Source organism: Bacillus pumilus (assembly GCF_003431975.1).
GTDB lineage: Bacteria > Bacillota > Bacilli > Bacillales > Bacillaceae > Bacillus > Bacillus pumilus_N.
Genome location: NZ_CP027116.1, coordinates 1,482,414 through 1,501,752 on the forward strand (window position 1 = coordinate 1,482,414; position 19,339 = coordinate 1,501,752).

17 protein-coding genes are annotated in these 19,339 nt (G+C 40.7%); 15 read left to right on the forward strand and 2 right to left on the reverse strand.

Translation table 11 applies throughout. The features are described from left to right. Positions 1–95: 95 nt before the first annotated feature. Positions 96–1,451 carry an IS1182 family transposase gene (locus C5695_RS07570; protein ID WP_117728482.1) on the forward strand — a complete coding sequence of 452 codons (1,356 nt, stop codon included), beginning with the start codon at positions 96–98 and terminating at the stop codon, positions 1,449–1,451. 103 nt (positions 1,452–1,554) lie between these two features. Here the strand turns inward: C5695_RS07570 and C5695_RS07575 are convergent, their stop codons facing one another. Continuing rightward, positions 1,555–2,802, reverse strand: a complete 1,248-nt coding sequence (locus tag C5695_RS07575) for a nucleotidyltransferase (protein WP_117730203.1) — start codon at positions 2,800–2,802, stop codon at positions 1,555–1,557. A 206-nt stretch (positions 2,803–3,008) separates the two neighbouring features. Between C5695_RS07575 and C5695_RS07580 the strand changes: the two genes are divergently transcribed. The 3 genes from C5695_RS07580 to gerR all read left to right on the forward strand — a co-directional run bounded on the left by C5695_RS07580 (position 3,009) and on the right by gerR (position 4,399). Next, positions 3,009–3,527 (forward strand): YceD family protein, encoded by a 519-nt coding sequence (locus C5695_RS07580; protein ID WP_117730204.1) that lies wholly within the window; start codon positions 3,009–3,011, stop codon positions 3,525–3,527. Positions 3,528–3,548: 21 nt separating this feature from the next. Beyond that, complete coding sequence (gene rpmF, locus C5695_RS07585) at positions 3,549–3,722, forward strand: 50S ribosomal protein L32 (RefSeq protein ID WP_008354700.1); 174 nt, start codon at positions 3,549–3,551, stop codon at positions 3,720–3,722. Between the two features lie 137 nt (positions 3,723–3,859). Next, positions 3,860–4,399, forward strand: coding sequence for a sporulation-specific transcriptional regulator GerR (gene gerR / locus C5695_RS07590; protein WP_117730205.1), 540 nt, complete (start codon positions 3,860–3,862; stop codon positions 4,397–4,399). Between the two features lie 46 nt (positions 4,400–4,445). On the opposite strand, the gene C5695_RS07595 is transcribed toward gerR, so the two are convergent. Then, a complete protein-coding gene (locus C5695_RS07595; RefSeq protein WP_117730206.1) occupies positions 4,446–4,925 on the reverse strand; it encodes an N-acetyltransferase in 480 nt (159 codons plus the stop codon). Between the two features lie 210 nt (positions 4,926–5,135). On the opposite strand from C5695_RS07595, the gene C5695_RS07600 reads away from it, so the two are divergent. From C5695_RS07600 to spoVE, 11 genes are all read left to right on the forward strand, one after another. Beyond that, positions 5,136–6,035: a 2-dehydropantoate 2-reductase gene (locus C5695_RS07600; protein WP_117730207.1), complete on the forward strand. Its 900-nt coding sequence runs from the start codon at positions 5,136–5,138 to the stop codon at positions 6,033–6,035. 64 nt (positions 6,036–6,099) lie between these two features. Next, a complete protein-coding gene (bshC, locus tag C5695_RS07605; protein ID WP_117730208.1) occupies positions 6,100–7,719 on the forward strand; it encodes a bacillithiol biosynthesis cysteine-adding enzyme BshC in 1,620 nt (539 codons plus the stop codon). Positions 7,720–7,847: 128 nt separating this feature from the next. After that, entirely contained in the window at positions 7,848–8,279 is a 432-nt protein-coding gene (mraZ, locus tag C5695_RS07610; protein ID WP_003211163.1) for a division/cell wall cluster transcriptional repressor MraZ, read from the forward strand. 66 nt (positions 8,280–8,345) lie between these two features. Beyond that, a complete protein-coding gene (rsmH, locus tag C5695_RS07615; RefSeq protein WP_117730209.1) occupies positions 8,346–9,278 on the forward strand; it encodes a 16S rRNA (cytosine(1402)-N(4))-methyltransferase RsmH in 933 nt (310 codons plus the stop codon). Between the two features lie 37 nt (positions 9,279–9,315). After that, positions 9,316–9,663 (forward strand): cell division protein FtsL, encoded by a 348-nt coding sequence (gene ftsL / locus C5695_RS07620; RefSeq protein ID WP_117730210.1) that lies wholly within the window; start codon positions 9,316–9,318, stop codon positions 9,661–9,663. 7 nt (positions 9,664–9,670) lie between these two features. Next, positions 9,671–11,821, forward strand: a complete 2,151-nt coding sequence (locus C5695_RS07625) for a penicillin-binding protein (RefSeq protein WP_222928677.1) — start codon at positions 9,671–9,673, stop codon at positions 11,819–11,821. A 126-nt stretch (positions 11,822–11,947) separates the two neighbouring features. Then, positions 11,948–13,867: a stage V sporulation protein D gene (locus C5695_RS07635; RefSeq protein ID WP_117730212.1), complete on the forward strand. Its 1,920-nt coding sequence runs from the start codon at positions 11,948–11,950 to the stop codon at positions 13,865–13,867. Positions 13,868–14,079: 212 nt separating this feature from the next. Further along, positions 14,080–15,555, forward strand: coding sequence for a UDP-N-acetylmuramoyl-L-alanyl-D-glutamate--2,6-diaminopimelate ligase (locus C5695_RS07640; protein ID WP_117733047.1), 1,476 nt, complete (start codon positions 14,080–14,082; stop codon positions 15,553–15,555). 135 nt (positions 15,556–15,690) lie between these two features. Next, positions 15,691–16,665: a phospho-N-acetylmuramoyl-pentapeptide-transferase gene (gene mraY / locus C5695_RS07645; protein WP_117730213.1), complete on the forward strand. Its 975-nt coding sequence runs from the start codon at positions 15,691–15,693 to the stop codon at positions 16,663–16,665. Between the two features lie 9 nt (positions 16,666–16,674). Beyond that, complete coding sequence (gene murD / locus C5695_RS07650; protein ID WP_233230842.1) at positions 16,675–18,021, forward strand: UDP-N-acetylmuramoyl-L-alanine--D-glutamate ligase; 1,347 nt, start codon at positions 16,675–16,677, stop codon at positions 18,019–18,021. A 59-nt stretch (positions 18,022–18,080) separates the two neighbouring features. Then, a complete protein-coding gene (gene spoVE, locus C5695_RS07655) occupies positions 18,081–19,181 on the forward strand; it encodes a stage V sporulation protein E (protein ID WP_003212197.1) in 1,101 nt (366 codons plus the stop codon). Positions 19,182–19,339: the final 158 nt, after the last annotated feature.

A 19,339-nucleotide genomic window follows, 5' to 3' on the forward strand; every position in this document is an offset into this window, starting at 1 on the left:
TGTCGAGATTTTCTCGACAGCCTGCAGCTTGTAGACAAAGTCTACAAGCTTTTTTGTATAATAAGGGTAATAACACAAGTCTGTGGGGGATGAACATGTTATCCAAACGTGAAGAAGAAAGACGAAACCAATTAGAAGTAGTGGCTTTAGATGAATTAGTGCCTCAAGATCATCTTGTACGGAAAATAGATCAAGCAATCGATTTTGACTTCATTTATGATCTTGTCAAAGATCATTATAGTTCCGACAATGGTAGACCAAGTGTTGATCCTGTTGTTCTCATTAAGATGGTCTTAATCCAATATCTATTTGGTATTCGCTCTATGCGTCAAACCATTAAAGAAATTGAAACTAACGTGGCTTATCGTTGGTTTATTGGATATGGGTTTTCGGAGAAAATCCCGCACTTTTCTACCTTCGGTAAAAACTACGTGAGACGCTTCCACGATACAGATTTATTTGAACAAATTTTTTATCGAATCTTAAGAGAAGCGATGAAAAAAGGGTTCGTTGACCCTTCAATTGCCTTCATTGATTCCACTCATGTCAAGGCGAATGCCAATAAGAAGAAACTTGAAAAGAAAGTCGTTCGAGTAGAGACGAGAAGTTATCAAAATCAGCTCCATGAGGAGATCAATATTGATCGTGAAGAACATGGAAAAAAGCCCTTACCCCTACAGAATAAAGAAGAAACAAAAGAAGTTAAAGTTAGCACGACTGACCCAGAAAGTGGCTACTATGTAAAGGATGAACGTGAAAAATCATTTGCTTATTCATTTCATACAGCTTGTGATTCAAAAGGATTTATTTTAGGCTCGTTGGTCACAGGCGGAAATGTTCATGATAGTCGTATGTTGGATTCACTCGTATCAGAGGTATCAGAGAAAGTCGGAAAACCAAATGTAGTCGCAGTAGATGCGGGATATAAAACACCTTATCTCGCTAAGTTTTTAATGGATCAAGAGATAAGACCTGTCATGCCTTACACTCGTCCAAGAACAAAAGCTGGTTATTTGAAAAAGAGTGAATACGTATATGATGCATATTTTGATTGTTACATTTGCCCCAACGGGCAAATTCTCTCTTATCGTACAACGACTAGAGAAGGCTATAAGCAATATGCGTCTGATTCAGAGATATGTAAGTCCTGCTCATATTTAGATAAATGTACACAAAGTCAAAATCACACCAAACAAATTCATCGGCATATTTGGCAGGACTATCTAGATGAAGCAGACCATCTGAGACTGACACAAATGAATAAAGACATTTATGCAAAACGGAAAGAAACAATAGAACGCGTTTTTGCGGATGCAAAAGAAAAGCATGGTATGCGTTGGACGAAACTTCGTGGACTCAAAAAAGTTTCAATGCAGGCGATGCTTACTTTCGCTGCCATGAATCTCAAAAAGCTAGCAAACTGGACATGGAAAGGACCATGTCCAGCGTAAAACACATGATGTTTTTATCAAAAAAATGTGAAAACCCCACTTTTACTTGAAGTAAAGGTGGGGTTTGTCTACGGTCTGAGAGCAGCCATCAAGGCTGCTCTTTTTATGAAGACTGGAAGAGACCAGTCTCTTCATCATATCGGATTGGGGAGGTTTTAAACTCCGCTTCCGTTAAATTCGTTTGCATAGGCTCTTTGATGGGCAGGCTGAAGACGCGGGACGCCCGAATATCAAGATCGAGTGCGGGATGTGAAAAGGCAGATAGCTTGCTTACGAGAGGCACATCCAATTCTTTTTTCACAAGAGATAAATATTGCTGCCCTTTTTTTGACATACCAAGTAAACGAATGTAAGGCGCTTTTCTCTCTTTCAGCAGCTCGTGCATGGCGGTTTTTTTCATCCTCATTAAGAGCTGTGTATTCATCCGCTGCAGCCTTGTCCACGTATATCGTTTTGTTTTCAAAAGAGATAGATATTCCTCGTAGGAGGATGCGTGTGAAATCGCCTTTTGCATGCGGTGTTCGATGCCTTCTTCGATTTCGTAGATGCCTGCTAGCTCTGCTGTATCCATTGTGTGAAAGACCTGTTTTAAGAAGCTAAAGTAGGCTTCTTGTGTATGTAAAAGACCATAAGAAGAATGATAGTCCTGTAATTGCTTGAGCGTAGCTTGTGGGAGATATGCTGTGACTTGTTCAAATGTACCGTGCACTTTTAAAGCTTTTCGTATACTAGTTGCGCTTGCGATTTTTTGATTTTCAGGAAGCTCTTCATCATGATAACCAGATGCAATTCTTCGAGAGGTAAAGGGCTCCATATGAGGAGATCTCTCCAAAATGGCTTTGACATAATGGAAACCTAAAATGTTATTGGGTCTAGATAGATCCAGTAAGTGCTTAGGATCAATCACCTCTTGAAACGCAGCTGCTGCAGCTGCTGGATAACTAAAGCCTTCTTTCACTTTTTCTTTTGTGAAAAAATCAATTTCTTCTTTTTTCTCATGCCAAGCGTGAGCGGTTCGCTCAAATGCTTCGATGTCTCCGTCCTCGCTGCCGAAAAAAAGGGAGCGGCATTTTAAAGCATCTAGAATTGCGACAGCACCGTTTGCAAAGGTTTCAGCCTTTTGCACTGCGTAAATGTATGGAAGCTCACACACAATGTCTACACCGTTTTGCAGCGCCATTTTTGTCCGTGCCCATTTTGATACGATGGCAGGCTCTCCTCGCTGGAGGAAAGAACCACTCATGACGGCAATGGCAACATCTGAGGAGGTAAGTGTTTTTGCCTGACGAACATGATAGGCATGTCCATAATGAAATGGATTGTACTCGACAACGACTCCTGTTGCTTTCAATTGATGTTCCGCCTTTCTTGCTATGGTTAAATGGTCTATGCTACAGTAGCATAAGGGAAAAATGAAGCCCATTTTTTTCAGTGTAGGCATTCAGAGAACTGATGTCAAACAACCCTCTGACATCACAAAGGACTGTAAAGAAAAAATATTGACAAATAGCATGATGAAAGCTATAATCATGTTTGTTGCTCTTAGAGGTGATACAATTGAAATGGACAGTTTATCAGTTACATCAAAAAGCTAAAAACAGCTTCGATTTTCATGAGACGGTTGACTTAAATGAACTTACTAGCCTTCATTCAGATATACGTCACATTTCACCGGTAGAGGTGAAAGGGACTGGAGTGATCGAATCAAAGCAAGTCGCATTTGATTTAACCATCACAGGTGAAATGACATTGCCTTGTTCAAGAACGCTTGTTGATGTAAATTATCCATTTGCGATTTCAACGAAAGAACTATTTGTACTTCATAAGACAGACGATATAGAAGATGAAGACGTTTCTATTGTAGAAGACGACATCATCGACTTAACGCCTATAGTCAAGGAAGAAATTCTTCTTGAAGTGCCGATGCAAATCTTTTGCGACCAAACTGACGTAAAAGGTGCTGCACCACAAGAAGGGAATGACTGGGCGGTCATTTCGGAAGATGCACATCAAAACCGAATTGATCCGCGTCTGGAAGGCTTGAAAAAGCTTTTAGAAGAAAATAATGAATCTTAACTCTTTAAGGAGGTGGGAATAATGGCTGTACCTTTTAGAAGAACTTCTAAAATGAAAAAAAGATTGCGTCGTACGCATTTCAAACTACAAGTACCTGGTATGGTAGCTTGCCCAGAATGCGGTGAAATGAAAATTTCTCATCGTGTCTGCAAATCTTGCGGAACATACAAAGGCAAAGACGTAAAAAGCAACTAATGCTTGATAAAAAAGCGTAAGGGAATCATCCCTTGCGTTTTTTTATTTGTCTATTTTTATGTTTCTCTCCTGCAAATAGTCTATCTACTCTAGTAGGCGCATATGATGTGGTATTCAGATTCAGGGGGGATGATCAATTGACGATTACAAGGCAGGACGCATGGACGCAAGATGAGGATTTACTTTTAGCAGAAGTCGTCTTAAGGCACATTCGAGATGGAGGAACGCAGCTTTCCGCGTTTGAGGAAGTCGGGAAAGCATTGTCAAGAACAGCTGCAGCATGTGGTTTCAGGTGGAACTCATATGTCAGAAAACAATATCAGGCAGGCATTGAGCTGGCGAAAAAACAGCGGAAAGAGCTACGTAAAAAAATCGGTATCCATTCCTCTGGTTTACCACAGCATGCGTTAACGATAGAAGAGAGGACATCTTCAAATGAGACTGAATTAACCCTTCGAGAAGTGATTCAATTTTTAGAGCAGCTTGAAAAAGAACCTGATGGACCTGCTCATTTACGCGAGGAACTGGCAGATGCACAGCATCAATTGAAGTCGCTCACAGAAGAAAATGAACACTTGAAGCGTCAATTAAAAATGACAGAAGAAGATTACCGCGCGCTCATTGGTATTGTTGAAAGAGTCAAACAGAATATTAGCTTAAAAGAATATGCGAAATAACAAAACGCCCCTCACAGAGAAAGGAGGGGCGTTTTGTGATCAGCCTTTAAGCGGATTCACCTGTATTTTTTTGAATATGTGCGGGCTCCCAGATGAGTGGATTTTCACCCTTATCGCGTTCCATATCATATTTTACTGTTTCAAAGCCCATTTTATCCCAAAAACCGGCAGATTTGACGCGCGGATTGGTCCGAATTGGCAATCCGAACGATTTGGCGAATTCAACAAGTGCTTCGCCGTATCCTTTGCGCTGATATCCAGGAAGCACTTCCAGCTTCCACAGCTCTAAATAATCATGGTTGTGGTCAAAATATGTTGTCGTTGAGCCGTCCACTTGATAAAGGCTCATACGTGCTACTAGCTTATCTCCAAAATAGATCCCGTAAAAAGGAGAATTGCTATCATTTTCAATCATATTACTTTCAAGGTCTTCAAGCATGGATAGTTCTTGTATGCCATATTCCTTAAATTGTTTAAATTCCTCTAATGTTTTGTAATTAATTAGAAGTCGTTTTACTTGTGCCATATGATCTTCCCCCTTACACACATAATGTCGACAGTGATGTCATTGAAGACGTTTTCATCCCATCCGCCTCAAAAAGTTTTTACACTTATTATTATAGTTTTTAAATTAAAAAAATTCAATCGTAGTGCGCTATCTGCTTTTTGCATCAAGACATGAACCTGTTAAAATAGTGAACAGGATGAAGTAAACAGAAAAAGGGAAGTGTGGCAGTTGAACATTGGAATCGTTGGCGGCGGGGCGATTGGTCTGCTTTGTGCTAGTTACTTATCACAGCATCATGACATCACAGTCTTTACAAGAAGAAACGAACAAGCAGAAGAGATTCGAGCATCAGGCATCAAGCGAATCGTAAAAGGAGAAACAGTTCAAGCGGCTGTTCATGCTCAGGCTGGAATAACAGGAGTATTTGATTTACTTATCGTGACGGTGAAATATCATCATTTGCAAGATGTACTCGATAAACTATCGACATTACCTCCTCAGCGTATCTTATTTTTACAAAACGGAATGGCTCATTTATTAGATCTGGAGAATTGGAAAACAGACCATTCTTTATATATAGGTGTGGTAGAGCACGGGGCTATGAAGGTGTCTGACCATGAAGTGAGCCATACAGGTATTGGTGTCATTAAGTGGGGGGCATTTCATCATGAGGAAACAGCTGATATAAAAAATGTATTAAATGAGTCAGTATCTCATTTTCAGATGATCTATACGGATGAATGGAAAAGGGTGCTGGAGGAAAAACTGCTTGTCAATGTTTGTATTAACCCGCTGACTGCTTTACTGCATGTGAAAAACGGGGAATTGATCGCAAATCCCTCATATGAACACATGATGACATGTGCATTTGAAGAAGCGGTATCCATCTTGAGCTTGTCTGAAAAAGAACGACTCTGGCTTCATGTGGTTTCTATTTGCGAGAAAACGGCTGATAATCAGTCTTCTATGCTTCAAGATATCGTGAAAGGCCGCCAAACCGAAAGAAAAGCCATCATTGGCTACCTTTTAAAAAAGGCTCAAGCTCAAGGCATTGCGGCGCCGCATCTGACTTTCTTTCATCGAAGTTTGGAAGTATTGGAAAAAAAGCAAACAAAATCTTTTGAGTGAGCTCATTTACATGCTATACTTTTTCGGGAAACTAACTATTTATTGAAGAAAGGAAGTTCTAAACATGCAATTGACTGAACTTTCCATCCGAAGTCAGAATTTATTCATACGTGATTATATAGAAGAAAAAAAAGAGATGACGGCTTTTTTTGATTATGATATACATTCTGAGCATACATGGAAAAAGAGATACGACGATCTCATGGAAACGAGCTTCCCGCGTGAGGCTTTAGCGGATTATATGAGCGCATACCACGCAAAGTTTGAATCGGCAGCCATGCGGCAGAACATTGAAAAGATCCGTGATGAACGGAGTGTCATGGTGGTTGGAGGACAGCAGGCGGGTCTATTAACAGGACCGCTTTATACCATACATAAAATCATATCCATCCTTCAGTTTGCAAAAGAAAAAGAAGCAGAGCTTTCGGTCCCTGTGATTCCGGTCTTTTGGGTAGCCGGCGAGGATCATGACGTAGATGAAATTAATTTTGTGTACACGTCTGGCGAAAAAGGTCCAGTTAAACAAAAACTGTCATTACATAACGTCAAAAAAGCGGCTGCGAAAAGAACACCACTGGATCAAGAAAAAACTGAGAAATGGCTCCGTGATGTGTTTTCAACGTATGAAGAATCTGAGTATACCAATGATTTGTTTGATCAGCTTCTTCGATGTTTACGCAAATCACAAACGTTTACTGATTTCTTTGAATGGATGGTTGCGGGCCTCTTTGAAGAAGATGGACTGCTCTTATTTAATTCAGGCGACTTAGGTGCCAAACCACTTGAGCGTGCGTTATTCAAGCACATTGTTGAGACAAATGATTCGGTTACTGCTCACTTAAATGACACGCAGGCTGCTATGAAACGAGCAGGATATCAGCCAATCATTGAAGCTGGTGATCATCAGGCGAACCTGTTTTACGAATATGATGAGGAACGTTTCCTCATTGAAAAAGAGAACGGCCAGTTTTCTATTTCAGAAGTGGGGCTTACATGGACAAAGGAAGAGCTTCTGCAGGAAGTCGAGGAGCACCCAGAACGATTTAGCAACAATGTGGTCACACGCCCCCTGATGCAGGAAACCCTTCTCCCGACACTTGCTTTTATGGCAGGGCACGGCGAAGTCAACTATTGGGGAGAGCTGAAAGGAATCTTTGAGCATTTTAAATTAAAGATGGCACCTGTTCTTCCGAGACTGCATGTGACCATTCTTGAAAGGCATATTGACAAGAAACTACCGGTAAGAGAACTGTCGCTAGAAGAAGTGCTGACAAGCGGAGTAAAAGAAAAGAAAGAGGCTCACTTTCAGCAAAGCCTTCCAGACAGCTTTGTTCAAGCGGTTGAACAGGCGAAGCGTGAATTAGAGAGTGTCCATAGCGTGATGAGACAAGAAGCACTGGAGATTGAACCAAACTTCGAGCAGCTACTAGATAAAAATGCCAAATTTATCGAAGACCAGCTTCAGTTTGTTTATCAAAAGGTGGCGCAGCGTGTGGAAGAAAAAGAAGGATATATCCTTCGGGACTTTGAACGGATTGAAAATAGTTTAAAACCACTAGATGCCCCGCAAGAAAGAATTTGGAATATCATGTACTTTTTAAACAAATATGGTCCAGAATTCTTCAAAACGTTCAAAAATCTGCCATTTTCATTTCAAAACAAGCAACAAATTGTCAAACTATGAAATAAAGTTTTAATGAACCCTGACTAGTTCAGGGTTTTTTTTTATGTGGAAACAGTGTAAAATAAGTTTTGTGGAGAGAAGTGGTGGATAGTGGAGAGTAAGGGTGAGAAAGTGGGGCTCTGATTATCATGTTCATGGGTGAATACCAACATACGATTGATACAAAAGGGCGCATGATCATCCCTGCTAAATTTAGAGACGGTCTCGGAGAACAGTTTGTGCTGACGAGAGGGCTTGATCAATGTTTATTTGGCTACCCTATGAGTGAGTGGAAACTAATTGAAGAGAAGCTCAAAGCATTACCGCTAACGAAAAAAGATGCACGTGCGTTTACCCGGTTCTTCTTCTCTGGCGCAGTCGAATGCGATCTGGACAAGCAGGGGCGTATTAACATCGCATCAAACCTACTCCAATATGCAAAACTCGAAAAAGAATGTGTGGTCATCGGCGTTTCAAATCGAATTGAGTTGTGGAGTAAGTCGATCTGGGAACAATATACAGAAGAGCAAGAAGATTCTTTTGCTGAAATTGCTGAAAACATGATTGGATTTGATATATAATAATCCCTTGTGCAGCAAGCTTTCTACACATTCATTTCTATTTGAAAAAGGTGGGACCATAACATCATGTTTCAACATGAGACAGTATTATTAAAAGAAACAGTTGACGGTTTAAACGTCAAAGAAGACGGTACATATGTGGACTGCACGCTAGGCGGAGCAGGTCATAGCTCATATTTACTATCTCAATTATCAGAAAAAGGAACATTGATTGGATTTGACCAAGACGATGCTGCACTGGATCATGCAAGAGAGAAGCTCGCGGATTCTAAAGCGAACATTCTTTTCATAAAAAGCAACTTCCGATATTTAAAAGAGCGTCTGAATGAACAAGGTATTACAAGCGTAGACGGGGTGATTTTTGACCTTGGGGTTTCATCTCCTCAGCTTGACACGCCAGAAAGAGGCTTTAGTTATCACCACGATGCACCTCTTGATATGCGAATGGATCAATCAGCCGCATTATCGGCAAAACAAGTGGTGAATGAATGGCCATTTGAAGATCTAGTTCGGATTTTCTACAAATATGGGGAAGAAAAATTCAGCAAGCAAATCGCACGCAAAATTGAACAAGCAAGAAAACAAGCGCCAATTGAAACAACGAGTGAGCTTGTTGACATTATCAAAGAAGGGATTCCGGCACCTGCAAGACGAACTGGCGGACATCCAGCAAAAAGAGTGTTTCAAGCGATCCGAATTGCCGTAAATGATGAATTGAAAGTATTTGAAGAAGCACTAGAACAAGCAATAGAGTTACTCAATCCGAAGGGGAGAATTTCTGTCATTACATTCCATTCACTTGAAGACCGGATTTGTAAAAGTACATTTAAAGAAATGTCTTCTCTTCCAGAACTTCCGCACGGACTACCAGTGATTCCAGAAGGACTTGAACCAAAGCTGAAGCTGATCACGAGAAAACCGATCGTTGCATCAGAACAAGAGCTGGAACATAACAACCGTGCCCGTTCAGCGAAGCTCCGAATTGCAGAAAAAAAGTAAAACGACACCATAGACGATGATAAAAAGGAGGTTTCTTATGAGTAATTTGGCTTACCAAAGAGAAGTGAAGCAACATCAAACAGAGCAGCAAGGCCAATCAGTTGTCATTAAAAGAAGAGGTTCTATCACACTTGGTGAAAAAATCTTACTTGTCATGTTTGTCATGGCTCTTACGTGTAGCTCCATTCTCATCATTTCGAAAGCCTTTGCTGTCTATCACGCAAATATCGAAGTACAGAAATTAGAACAGCAAGTATCTTTAGAATCGAAGAAAATCACTGAGCTTCAAAAGGAAAAAGACTTGCTGAGTGAACCAGAAAGAATCATTGATGCTGCGAAAAAAGCAGGTTTAACGATTTCGAAAGATGTTAAGAAGGTCGATTAACATGGCGATGCCTAAAAAGAATAAAATGATGAACAGAGGCGCGGCAATTGCGAGTATTTGCTTCGCCCTGTTTTTCTTTATCATCCTAGCACGTTTTATTTATATTCAGATTACAGGAACGGTTGATGGACAAGTGTTAGCCGCCAAGGCGAATGAACAATATCAATCGAAGAAAACGCTTGAAGCGAAAAGAGGCTCCATTCTAGATCGAAATGGAAATGTGATTGCTGAGGATACATCTGTGTATAAGCTTATTGCCGTCATGAGCAAAAAAATGACAGTGGATCCAAAGCACCCAATGCATGTCGTCGATAAAGAAAAGACGGCAAAAGAGCTCTCGAAAGTCATTGATATGAGTGAAAGTGAAATTTTAAAGCGTCTTAATACAAAGGATGCGTTCCAAGTGGAATTTGGAAAAGCTGGGAAGGATATTAGTTTTTCAACAAAAGAAAAGATTGAAAAGCTAAAGCTTCCAGGGATCGCATTTGAAAAAGACACAAAGCGATATTATCCAAACGGCATGTTTGCTTCTAACCTGATCGGTTATGCAAGGTTAGACGAGGCGACAAAAGACATGTCAGGTGCAATGGGACTTGAGAAGGCACTCAACAAATTTTTAAAAGAAAAAGATGGCTATGTTACATATAACAGTGACAGAAGCGGATGGGCTTTGCCGAATAGTAAAGAAGACATTGTTGCTCCAAAGGATGGGAAAAATGTCACGCTGACCATCGATCAGAAAATCCAAGCATTTCTTGAAGAAAGTATGACGCAGGTTGCCAAAAAGTATAAGCCGAAGAAAATCATTGCCACAGTCGTTGATCCGAAAACTGGTAAGGTGCTCGCGATGGGGCAGCGACCGAGTTTTAATTTAAATGAACTAGACATTACGAATTATAACAATGATGTCATTTCATATGCGTTTGAACCAGGTTCAACGATGAAGATCTTTACCCTCGCTGCTGCGATCCAAGAAGGAGTCTACCAAGGCAATGACAAATATCAATCTGGTACTTTTAAAGTAGGCGGAGGCCTTGTAAGAGACCACAACAACGGAAACGGTTGGGGGAAAATTGATTTTCATGAAGGAGTTCTTCGTTCGTCAAACGTCGCTTTTGCAAAGCTGGCAAAAGAAAAACTAGGCTTCACGCGTTACGAACAATATTTACAGAAGTTCCATTTCTATGACAAAACGGGTATCGACTTGCCGAACGAAGCGTCTAGTAAAATCAATTATAGATACGAATATGACAAAGCATCGACGGCTTATGGTCAAGCGTCTGCCATTACACCGATTCAGCAAATCGAAGCAGCAACAGCGATTGCTAACGGCGGAACTATGATGAAGCCATATGTCATTGACCATATTACAGACCCGAACACAAACAAAACGATTTTGCAGCACGAACCAACAGTAGCAGGAAAGCCGATTTCATCTGATACAGCGAAACAAGTTCGTGAGATTTTAGGTGAGGTTGTTTCCTCGAAAATTGGAACAGGTCAGCCATATCAAATCAAAGGATTCGATGTTGCTGGGAAAACAGGGACAGGACAAATTGGCGGTGCCGGCGGTTACCTCCAAGGACGAAACGATTACGTCTTTTCATTTATGGGGATGGCGCCAAAAGATGATCCGAAGCTACTCGTCTATGTGGCGGTACAGCAGCCGCAGCTCTCTGAAACAGAAACAGGCTCTGCGCCGGTTTCTCAAATCTTTAACCCTGTGATGAAAAATAGTCTGCTATATTTAAATATTGCTCCAACAAAAACAGATGATAAAAAATCAGGCGAACAGAAGTTGAAACAAGAAACCATGCCTTCATTCCTAGATTTAGAAGTGAAGCAGGCTGAAACCGAAGCCAAAAAGAAAAACTTAACGCCTGTTGTCATTGGAGACGGCCTGTCTATAAAACGCCAGTGGCCAAGTGCAGGATCTGAATTCTCTGAAAGCCAGAAAGTCTTCTTAAAAACAGCAGGGAAAACCATTAAGATGCCTGATATGACAGGGTGGTCCAGAAGGGAAGTCCTTCAATATGCATCCATTTCCGGTGTGCATATTGAAACAAATGGACAAGGATATGCCGTCAAACAAAGCGTCAAAAGCGGAGCGGAGATTTCAGACAAAGTTGTCACTGTGACATTTAAAAGCCCAAGTTAACTTGAACAACCTAGCAAACCACTTGCTAGGTTTTTTCTTTTGCTTTTGCAGAATTTCACGCAGCGTTCTACAAAAGGACGGGCCCGCATATGATGAAAGTAAGCCATATGTAAGGAGGAACCGGGCGTGCGAGTGTCAAGTGTAACCGTGAGAAAACGATTGCTTTTCGTGCTGCTGTTTGGGGTGATCATTTTTTTCATCATAGATACTAGATTAGGATATGTACAGTTTATTATGGGGGAGAAGCTAACAAGCTTAGCAAAAGATTCGTGGAGCCGGAATCTCCCATTTGAGCCGGAACGGGGAGATATTTTAGACCGGAATGGGGTGGAGCTTGCGACGAACAAAAGTGCCCCGTCTATTTTGGTCGTCCCCCGGCAAATTAAAGATCCCGCAGAAACAAGCAAAAAACTGGCAGCAGTGCTGAATATGTCTGAAGAGAAAGCGTACAAGCATGTCACGAAGAAAACATCAATTGAACGAATTTCTCCTGAGGGCAGAAAGGTATCTCATGAAAAAGCAAAAGAAGTAAGAGAGCTTGATTTAGAAGGCGTGTATGTAGCAGAGGACAGCATCAGACATTATCCGTTTGGCAGCTTTCTTTCTCATGTGCTGGGCTTTGCTGGTATCGATAATCAAGGATTACTGGGACTGGAAGCCTACTATGACGATGATCTAAAAGGCGAAAAAGGCTCTGTGAAATTTTATTCAGATGCAAAAGGGCAGAAAATGCCAGATGAAGCCGATGATTATACACCGCCTAAAGATGGTCTTGATATGAAATTAACAGTCGATTCAAAAGTACAAACCATCATAGAACGGGAATTGGACAATGCGCAGGCAAAGTATAACCCAGATGGAATGATTGCAATTGCGATGAATCCGAAAAATGGTGAAGTGTTAGGGATGTCAAGCAGACCTGATTTTGATCCAGCCGACTATCAATCAGTTGACCCGAAAGTATTTAACCGAAATCTACCGGTGTGGAGCACTTATGAACCAGGATCGACATTTAAAATTATCACACTTGCAGCGGCATTAGAAGAGAAGAAAGTCAATTTAAAACGCGATCATTTTTTTGACAGCGGATCTGTGACTGTTGATGGTGCAAGGCTTAGGTGCTGGAAAAAAGGCGGACACGGATCACAGTCATTCTTGGAAGTGGTTCAAAACTCCTGTAACCCAGGCTTTGTAGAGCTAGGAGACCGTCTTGGGAAAGATAAATTATTTTCCTATATTAAGAACTTCGGTTTTGGACAAAAAACAGGAATCGACCTTCAAGGAGAAGGACGGGGGATTTTGTTTCCGCTTGATCGTGTAGGTCCTGTAGAGCAGGCGACAACTGCCTTTGGCCAAGGTGTATCTGTTACGCCAATTCAGCAAGTAGCTGCAGTAGCAGCTGCGGTAAATGGCGGGACACTTTATACGCCTTATATTGCAAAAGAATGGATAGATCCAATCACAAAAGAGGTTGTGAAAAAGCAATCACCGATTGCCAAAAAGAAAGTCATTTCAGCAGAAACGTCTAAAGAAATCAGATATGCCCTTGAAAGTGTAGTCGCCCAAGGGACGGGCCGAAATGCATTTGTTGAAGGGTATCGGGTCGGAGGAAAAACAGGAACCGCTCAGAAGGTAAAGGACGGAAAGTATATGGAGAATAACCACATTGTGTCGTTTATCGGATTTGCACCTGCTGATGACCCAAGTATTGTTGTCTATGTGGCTGTGGATAACCCAAAAGGCACCATTCAATTTGGTGGTACTGTTGCTGCACCAATTGTTGGCCATATTATGCGAGACAGCTTGCCTGAGATGGGTGTAAAAAAAAGAAAAGGACAAATTGAAAAGAAGTACCAGTGGCTGGACACAAAAACCATTGAAGTACCGAATCTTGTAGGAGGATCTGTTTCAGATCTTGAATCCCTCTTGATCAACCTTAAGATCGATGCCTCAGGAACTGGCAGTAAAGTAGTGAAACAATCGCCGGCTGCTGGAACCAAGGTCAAAGAAGGCTCCACGATCAGATTATACTTAAACGATGAATAATAAAGAATGAAAAGAGGGTAGCCGCACTCATTCGGCTGCCTCTTTTTGTTGAAAGAGAAGGACCGTTTAAAAAAAAGAGCCTAAAGTGTGTTTTTTCCAACAGAAACTTAAGGAATACGCTGGATGTATCCTTTTTTTTACGATAAAATATAGACTGTGTGTTTTTTTCACAAGACATGCACGTGAACGAATTTGAGAGGTTTGATATGAAAATGAAATTACAAGAACTCCTTACATACTTTAAAAGCGAAAACAACGAATCAATCAACGAAAATCCTGATATTACTTCCATTGAAATGGATTCAAGAGAAGTGAAAAATGGAAGCCTTTTTGTCTGTATAAAAGGCTATACAGTAGATGGACACGATTATGCTGAAAAAGCGGTGGAAAGCGGGGCTGTAGCCATTGTAGCAGAACACCCTCTTAACATAACAGATGTACCAGTCATTATTGTGAAACACTCTCAAAGAGCACTTGCAAGAATTGCTGATGCGTTTTACGGACAGCCCACTCATCAGCTGAATCTCATCGGGATCACAGGAACAAACGGAAAAACTTCAACAACACATATGATTGAACAAGTGATGAGAAAAGCTGAGAAGAAAACAGGCTTAATCGGTACGATGTATATGAAAGTGAATGATGACATTCTCGACGTGAAAAACACCACTCCTGAAAGTGTCACCCTTCAGAAAACGTTTAAACGTATGCTTGATCAAGATGTAGACACAGCCATCATGGAAGTATCATCACATGCACTCCATCTTGGCAGGGTTCATGGATGTGATTATGATATTGCTGTTTTCACAAACCTTACGCAGGATCATCTTGACTACCACAACACAATGGAAGAATATAAACACGCGAAAAGCTTGCTGTTTTCTCAACTTGGAAGCGCCTTTCATCACGATAAACCCAAGCATGCTATTTTAAATGCAGATGATGAAGCTTCAAGTCATTTTGAAAAAGTGACAGCTGCTGAAGTCATGACGTATGCCTTGGAGCAAGAAGCAGATGTCATGGCAAAGAATATTCAAATCAAGCCGAAGGGAACGCAATTTGATTTGGTCACGCCAATCGGCACCAAGAATGTGACGGTTGCCCTTATTGGAAAGTTCAATGTGTATAATATTTTGGCAGCTGTATCAGTCGGGATCGTATCTGGCTTATCGTTTGAGACGATCGTTAGTGCGATTGAAGAGCTTGAAGGAGTCAAAGGCAGATTTGAACTTGTAAACTGTGATCAAGATTTCCCTGTCATCGTCGATTACGCGCATACACCTGACAGCTTAGAAAATGTCCTTACAACGTGCAAAGAATTAACTGAGGGCAAAATTTTCTGTGTAGTTGGCTGCGGAGGCGACCGTGATAAAACAAAGCGCCCTCAAATGGCCCAAATCGCTGTGAAATATGCAGATGAACCTGTTTTTACATCAGACAACCCAAGAAGTGAAGATCCATCCTCTATCTTAAAAGATATGGAAAATGGTGTGCCAGACGCATATTATCATAGCTTTGTGAATCGAAAACAGGCCATCTTTTTTGCGATTGCCAATGCGAAAAAGGGTGATACCGTCTTAATCGCCGGAAAAGGCCATGAGACATATCAAATCATTGGCGATCAAGTTTACGACTTTGATGATGCAAAGGTTGCTGTTGACGCTATTTTAGACTTAAACAAATCTTAATATGATGAAAAGAGTGTAATGAAATGAAGCATTTTGTACAAAAACAACATACGAAGAACGCGAATGAATACCATAATAATGAATGCAATTTTCTGATGGAAAACGGCTTTGGAAATTCGGAAGGAGTAAAGAACGATGCTTGAACAGGTGATATTGTTTACAATCATAATGGGATTTTTAATCAGTGTTCTTTTATCCCCGATTTTTATTCCGTTTTTAAGAAGACTTAAATTTGGTCAAAGTATTAGAGAAGAAGGCCCGCAGTCTCACCAAAAGAAATCTGGTACTCCGACAATGGGCGGAATTATGATTATCCTTTCTATCACGATAACAACAATTGTGATGATCAATAAATTTTCTGAGATTAGTCCAGAAATGTTTTTACTGTTATTTGTCACACTTGGCTACGGCTTATTAGGATTTTTAGATGATTATATTAAAGTAGCGATGAAGCGAAATCTTGGATTAACTTCGAAACAGAAATTAATCGGTCAAATTGTGATCGCTGTGATCTTTTATGCAGTTTTCCATTATTATGAGTTCGCAACAACAATTCGCATTCCAGGAACAGATATCAGCTTTGATTTAGGATGGGCTTACTTTATCCTCGTCGTTTTCATGCTTGTCGGAGGTTCTAATGCCGTGAACTTAACGGATGGGCTGGATGGTCTACTATCTGGAACCGCTGCTATCGCTTTCGGAGCTTTTGCTATTCTGGCTTGGAATCAATCTCAATACGATGTGGCGATCTTTTCAGTAGCAGTAGCAGGTGCTGTCCTTGGTTTCCTTGTCTTTAATGCGCACCCTGCAAAAGTATTTATGGGTGATACAGGGTCGCTAGCTTTAGGTGGAGCCATCGTGGCCATTGCCATTTTAACGAAGCTTGAAATTTTACTTGTCATTATTGGGGGAGTATTTGTTGTTGAAACGTTATCCGTTATCCTTCAAGTCATCTCCTTTAAAACAACCGGAAAAAGAATTTTTAAGATGAGCCCGCTGCACCACCACTATGAGTTAGTTGGCTGGTCTGAGTGGAGAGTAGTTGTCACCTTCTGGACGGCTGGCTTATTGCTTGCTGTTTTAGGAATTTACATCGAGGTGTGGTTATAATTGAATAGGATGCAAAGGTTAAAAAACGAACAAGTACTTGTATTAGGTCTTGCAAAAAGCGGATATGCGGCAGCTTCAATTCTTCATGAACATGGAATAAATGTGACGGTAAATGATCAAAAACCGTTTGAAGAAAACAAACCTGCTCAGCTCCTTTCTGAAAAGGGGATTGATGTCGTTTGTGGCAGCCATCCGCTTCGTATATTCGATGAGAAAGAAATTACGATTTTAATTAAAAATCCAGGGATTCCTTATGAAAATGTGATGGTTCAAGAAGCACTTCGCCGTCAAATCCCGGTTTGGACGGAAATAGAATTAGCGTATCATTTGACCTCATCTCCTTTTATTGGGATTACCGGATCAAATGGAAAAACGACGACTACAACATTGATTTACGAAATGCTGAAAAAAGACAGCCAAAAAACATTAGTGGCAGGTAATATTGGAACAGTTGCCAGCGAAGTCGCTGCAAACGCAGCTGGTGACGAATGGATCGTAACGGAGCTTTCTTCTTTTCAGTTAATGGGAACTGTTGAATTCAGACCAAAAATCAGCTTAATTTTAAATATTTTTGATGCACATTTAGACTATCACCACACTCGTGATGAATATGAAAAAGCAAAACAAAAAGTATACGCCCATCAACATGAAGATGACATAGCTGTAATTAACTTGGATGACTCATCAGTCGTAAAACTGGCAGAAGGTTCAAAAGCAAAAAAAGTGTTTTTCTCAGTGAAAGAGCCCGTAGAACATGGTGCGTCTATTCAACAAGGTGCAATTTACTACATGAATGAACATATTATTGATGTAAAGGATGTTGTCCTTCCTGGTGAGCATAACCAAGAAAACATTTTGGCAGCTATTTGTGCTGTGAAAAATGCAGGCTGCTCAAATGAAGCGATCGTACACGTTCTCACGACATTTGGTGGAGTGAAGCATCGTCTGCAATTTGTAGATACCATTCAGAGTCGGACATTTTATAACGATAGTAAAGCAACAAATATACTGGCAACAAGTAAAGCATTGTCAGCCTTCGAGCAGCCGACCATTTTATTAGCGGGCGGACTTGATCGTGGCAATGAATTTGATGAATTGAAGCCTTTCATGAAACATGTAAAAGGAATCATTACATTTGGTGAGACTGCACCTAAGTTTGTGAAGCTTGGTGAAGAGCTTGGAATACATCACGTAAAACATGTCGATAATGTTGAACAAGCAGTACCTGCGGCGTTTAACATATCTGAAGAAGAAGACGTGATTTTATTATCACCGGCTTGTGCAAGCTGGGATCAACATAAAACATTTGAAGAACGTGGAGACATGTTTGTAAACGCCGTGCATATGCTTAAATAAGGGCTTGTCTCTCATATGACTGACAGCCCAAATGAAATTATGCTTGGGGTGTCGGTCTCTTGACGAATAAGAAAACTTCTCCGGATTTTTTGCTTGTTGTCATTACGTTACTTTTATTGACGATTGGTTTAATTATGGTGTACAGCGCTAGTGCTGTGTGGGCATCGTATAAATTTGATGATTCGTTTTATTTTGCAAAAAGACAGCTTTTGTTTGCCGGAATCGGAGTTATCGCAATGTTTTTCATTATGCGGGTCGATTATTGGACGTGGCGGACTTGGTCAAAGATATTGATCGCTGTTTGTTTTCTCCTTTTGCTGCTAGTACTTATCCCAGGTATCGGTATGGAGAGAAATGGATCAAGAAGCTGGATCGGTGTCGGTGCGTTTAGTATTCAGCCCTCTGAGTTTATGAAGCTTGCGATGATTGCGTTTCTTGCAAAATTCTTATCTGAAAAACAAAAAAATATCACATCCTTTCGAAAAGGTTTTGCTCCAGCCTTAGGCATTGTCTTTTCTGCATTTGCCATCATAATGCTGCAGCCGGATCTTGGAACAGGAACGGTAATGGTTGGAACCTGTATCATTATGATATTTGTTTCAGGTGCGAGAATAGCGCACTTTATATTTCTCGGTCTTATAGGGCTAAGCGGGTTTGCTGCACTTGTCTTATCAGCACCCTACCGAATAAAACGAATTACATCGTACTTAAATCCTTGGGAAGATCCACTAGGCAGTGGGTTTCAAATCATTCAATCCTTATACGCTGTTGGTCCAGGTGGTCTGTTCGGAATGGGCCTTGGTCAAAGTAGACAAAAATTCTTCTATTTACCTGAGCCTCAAACGGACTTCATCTTTGCCATATTATCTGAAGAACTTGGTTTTATAGGAGGATCACTCATTTTACTCCTTTTCAGTGTTCTGTTATGGAGAGGCATACGAATAGCACTTGGCGCCCCAGACTTATATGGAAGTTTCCTAGCGGTTGGTATTATTTCAATGGTTGCCATTCAAGTGATGATTAATATCGCAGTTGTCACTGGACTTATTCCTGTGACAGGTATCACGCTCCCGTTTCTTAGTTATGGCGGATCATCACTAACATTAATGCTAATGGCAATTGGCGTACTGTTGAATGTGAGCAGGTACGCTAGGTATTAATGTGCTGAAGCTCATGAAACCATGTTGACGTTTATTTTGCAAAAGTACAAAAAAATGATTTGAAGAGTGAAAATGACAGTTTTTGTTTTGAAAACATGTTTTTTGACTCTTCTTTACAGGTTTTAACGGAGCCCTGTTGTTTAAAACAGGGTTTATAC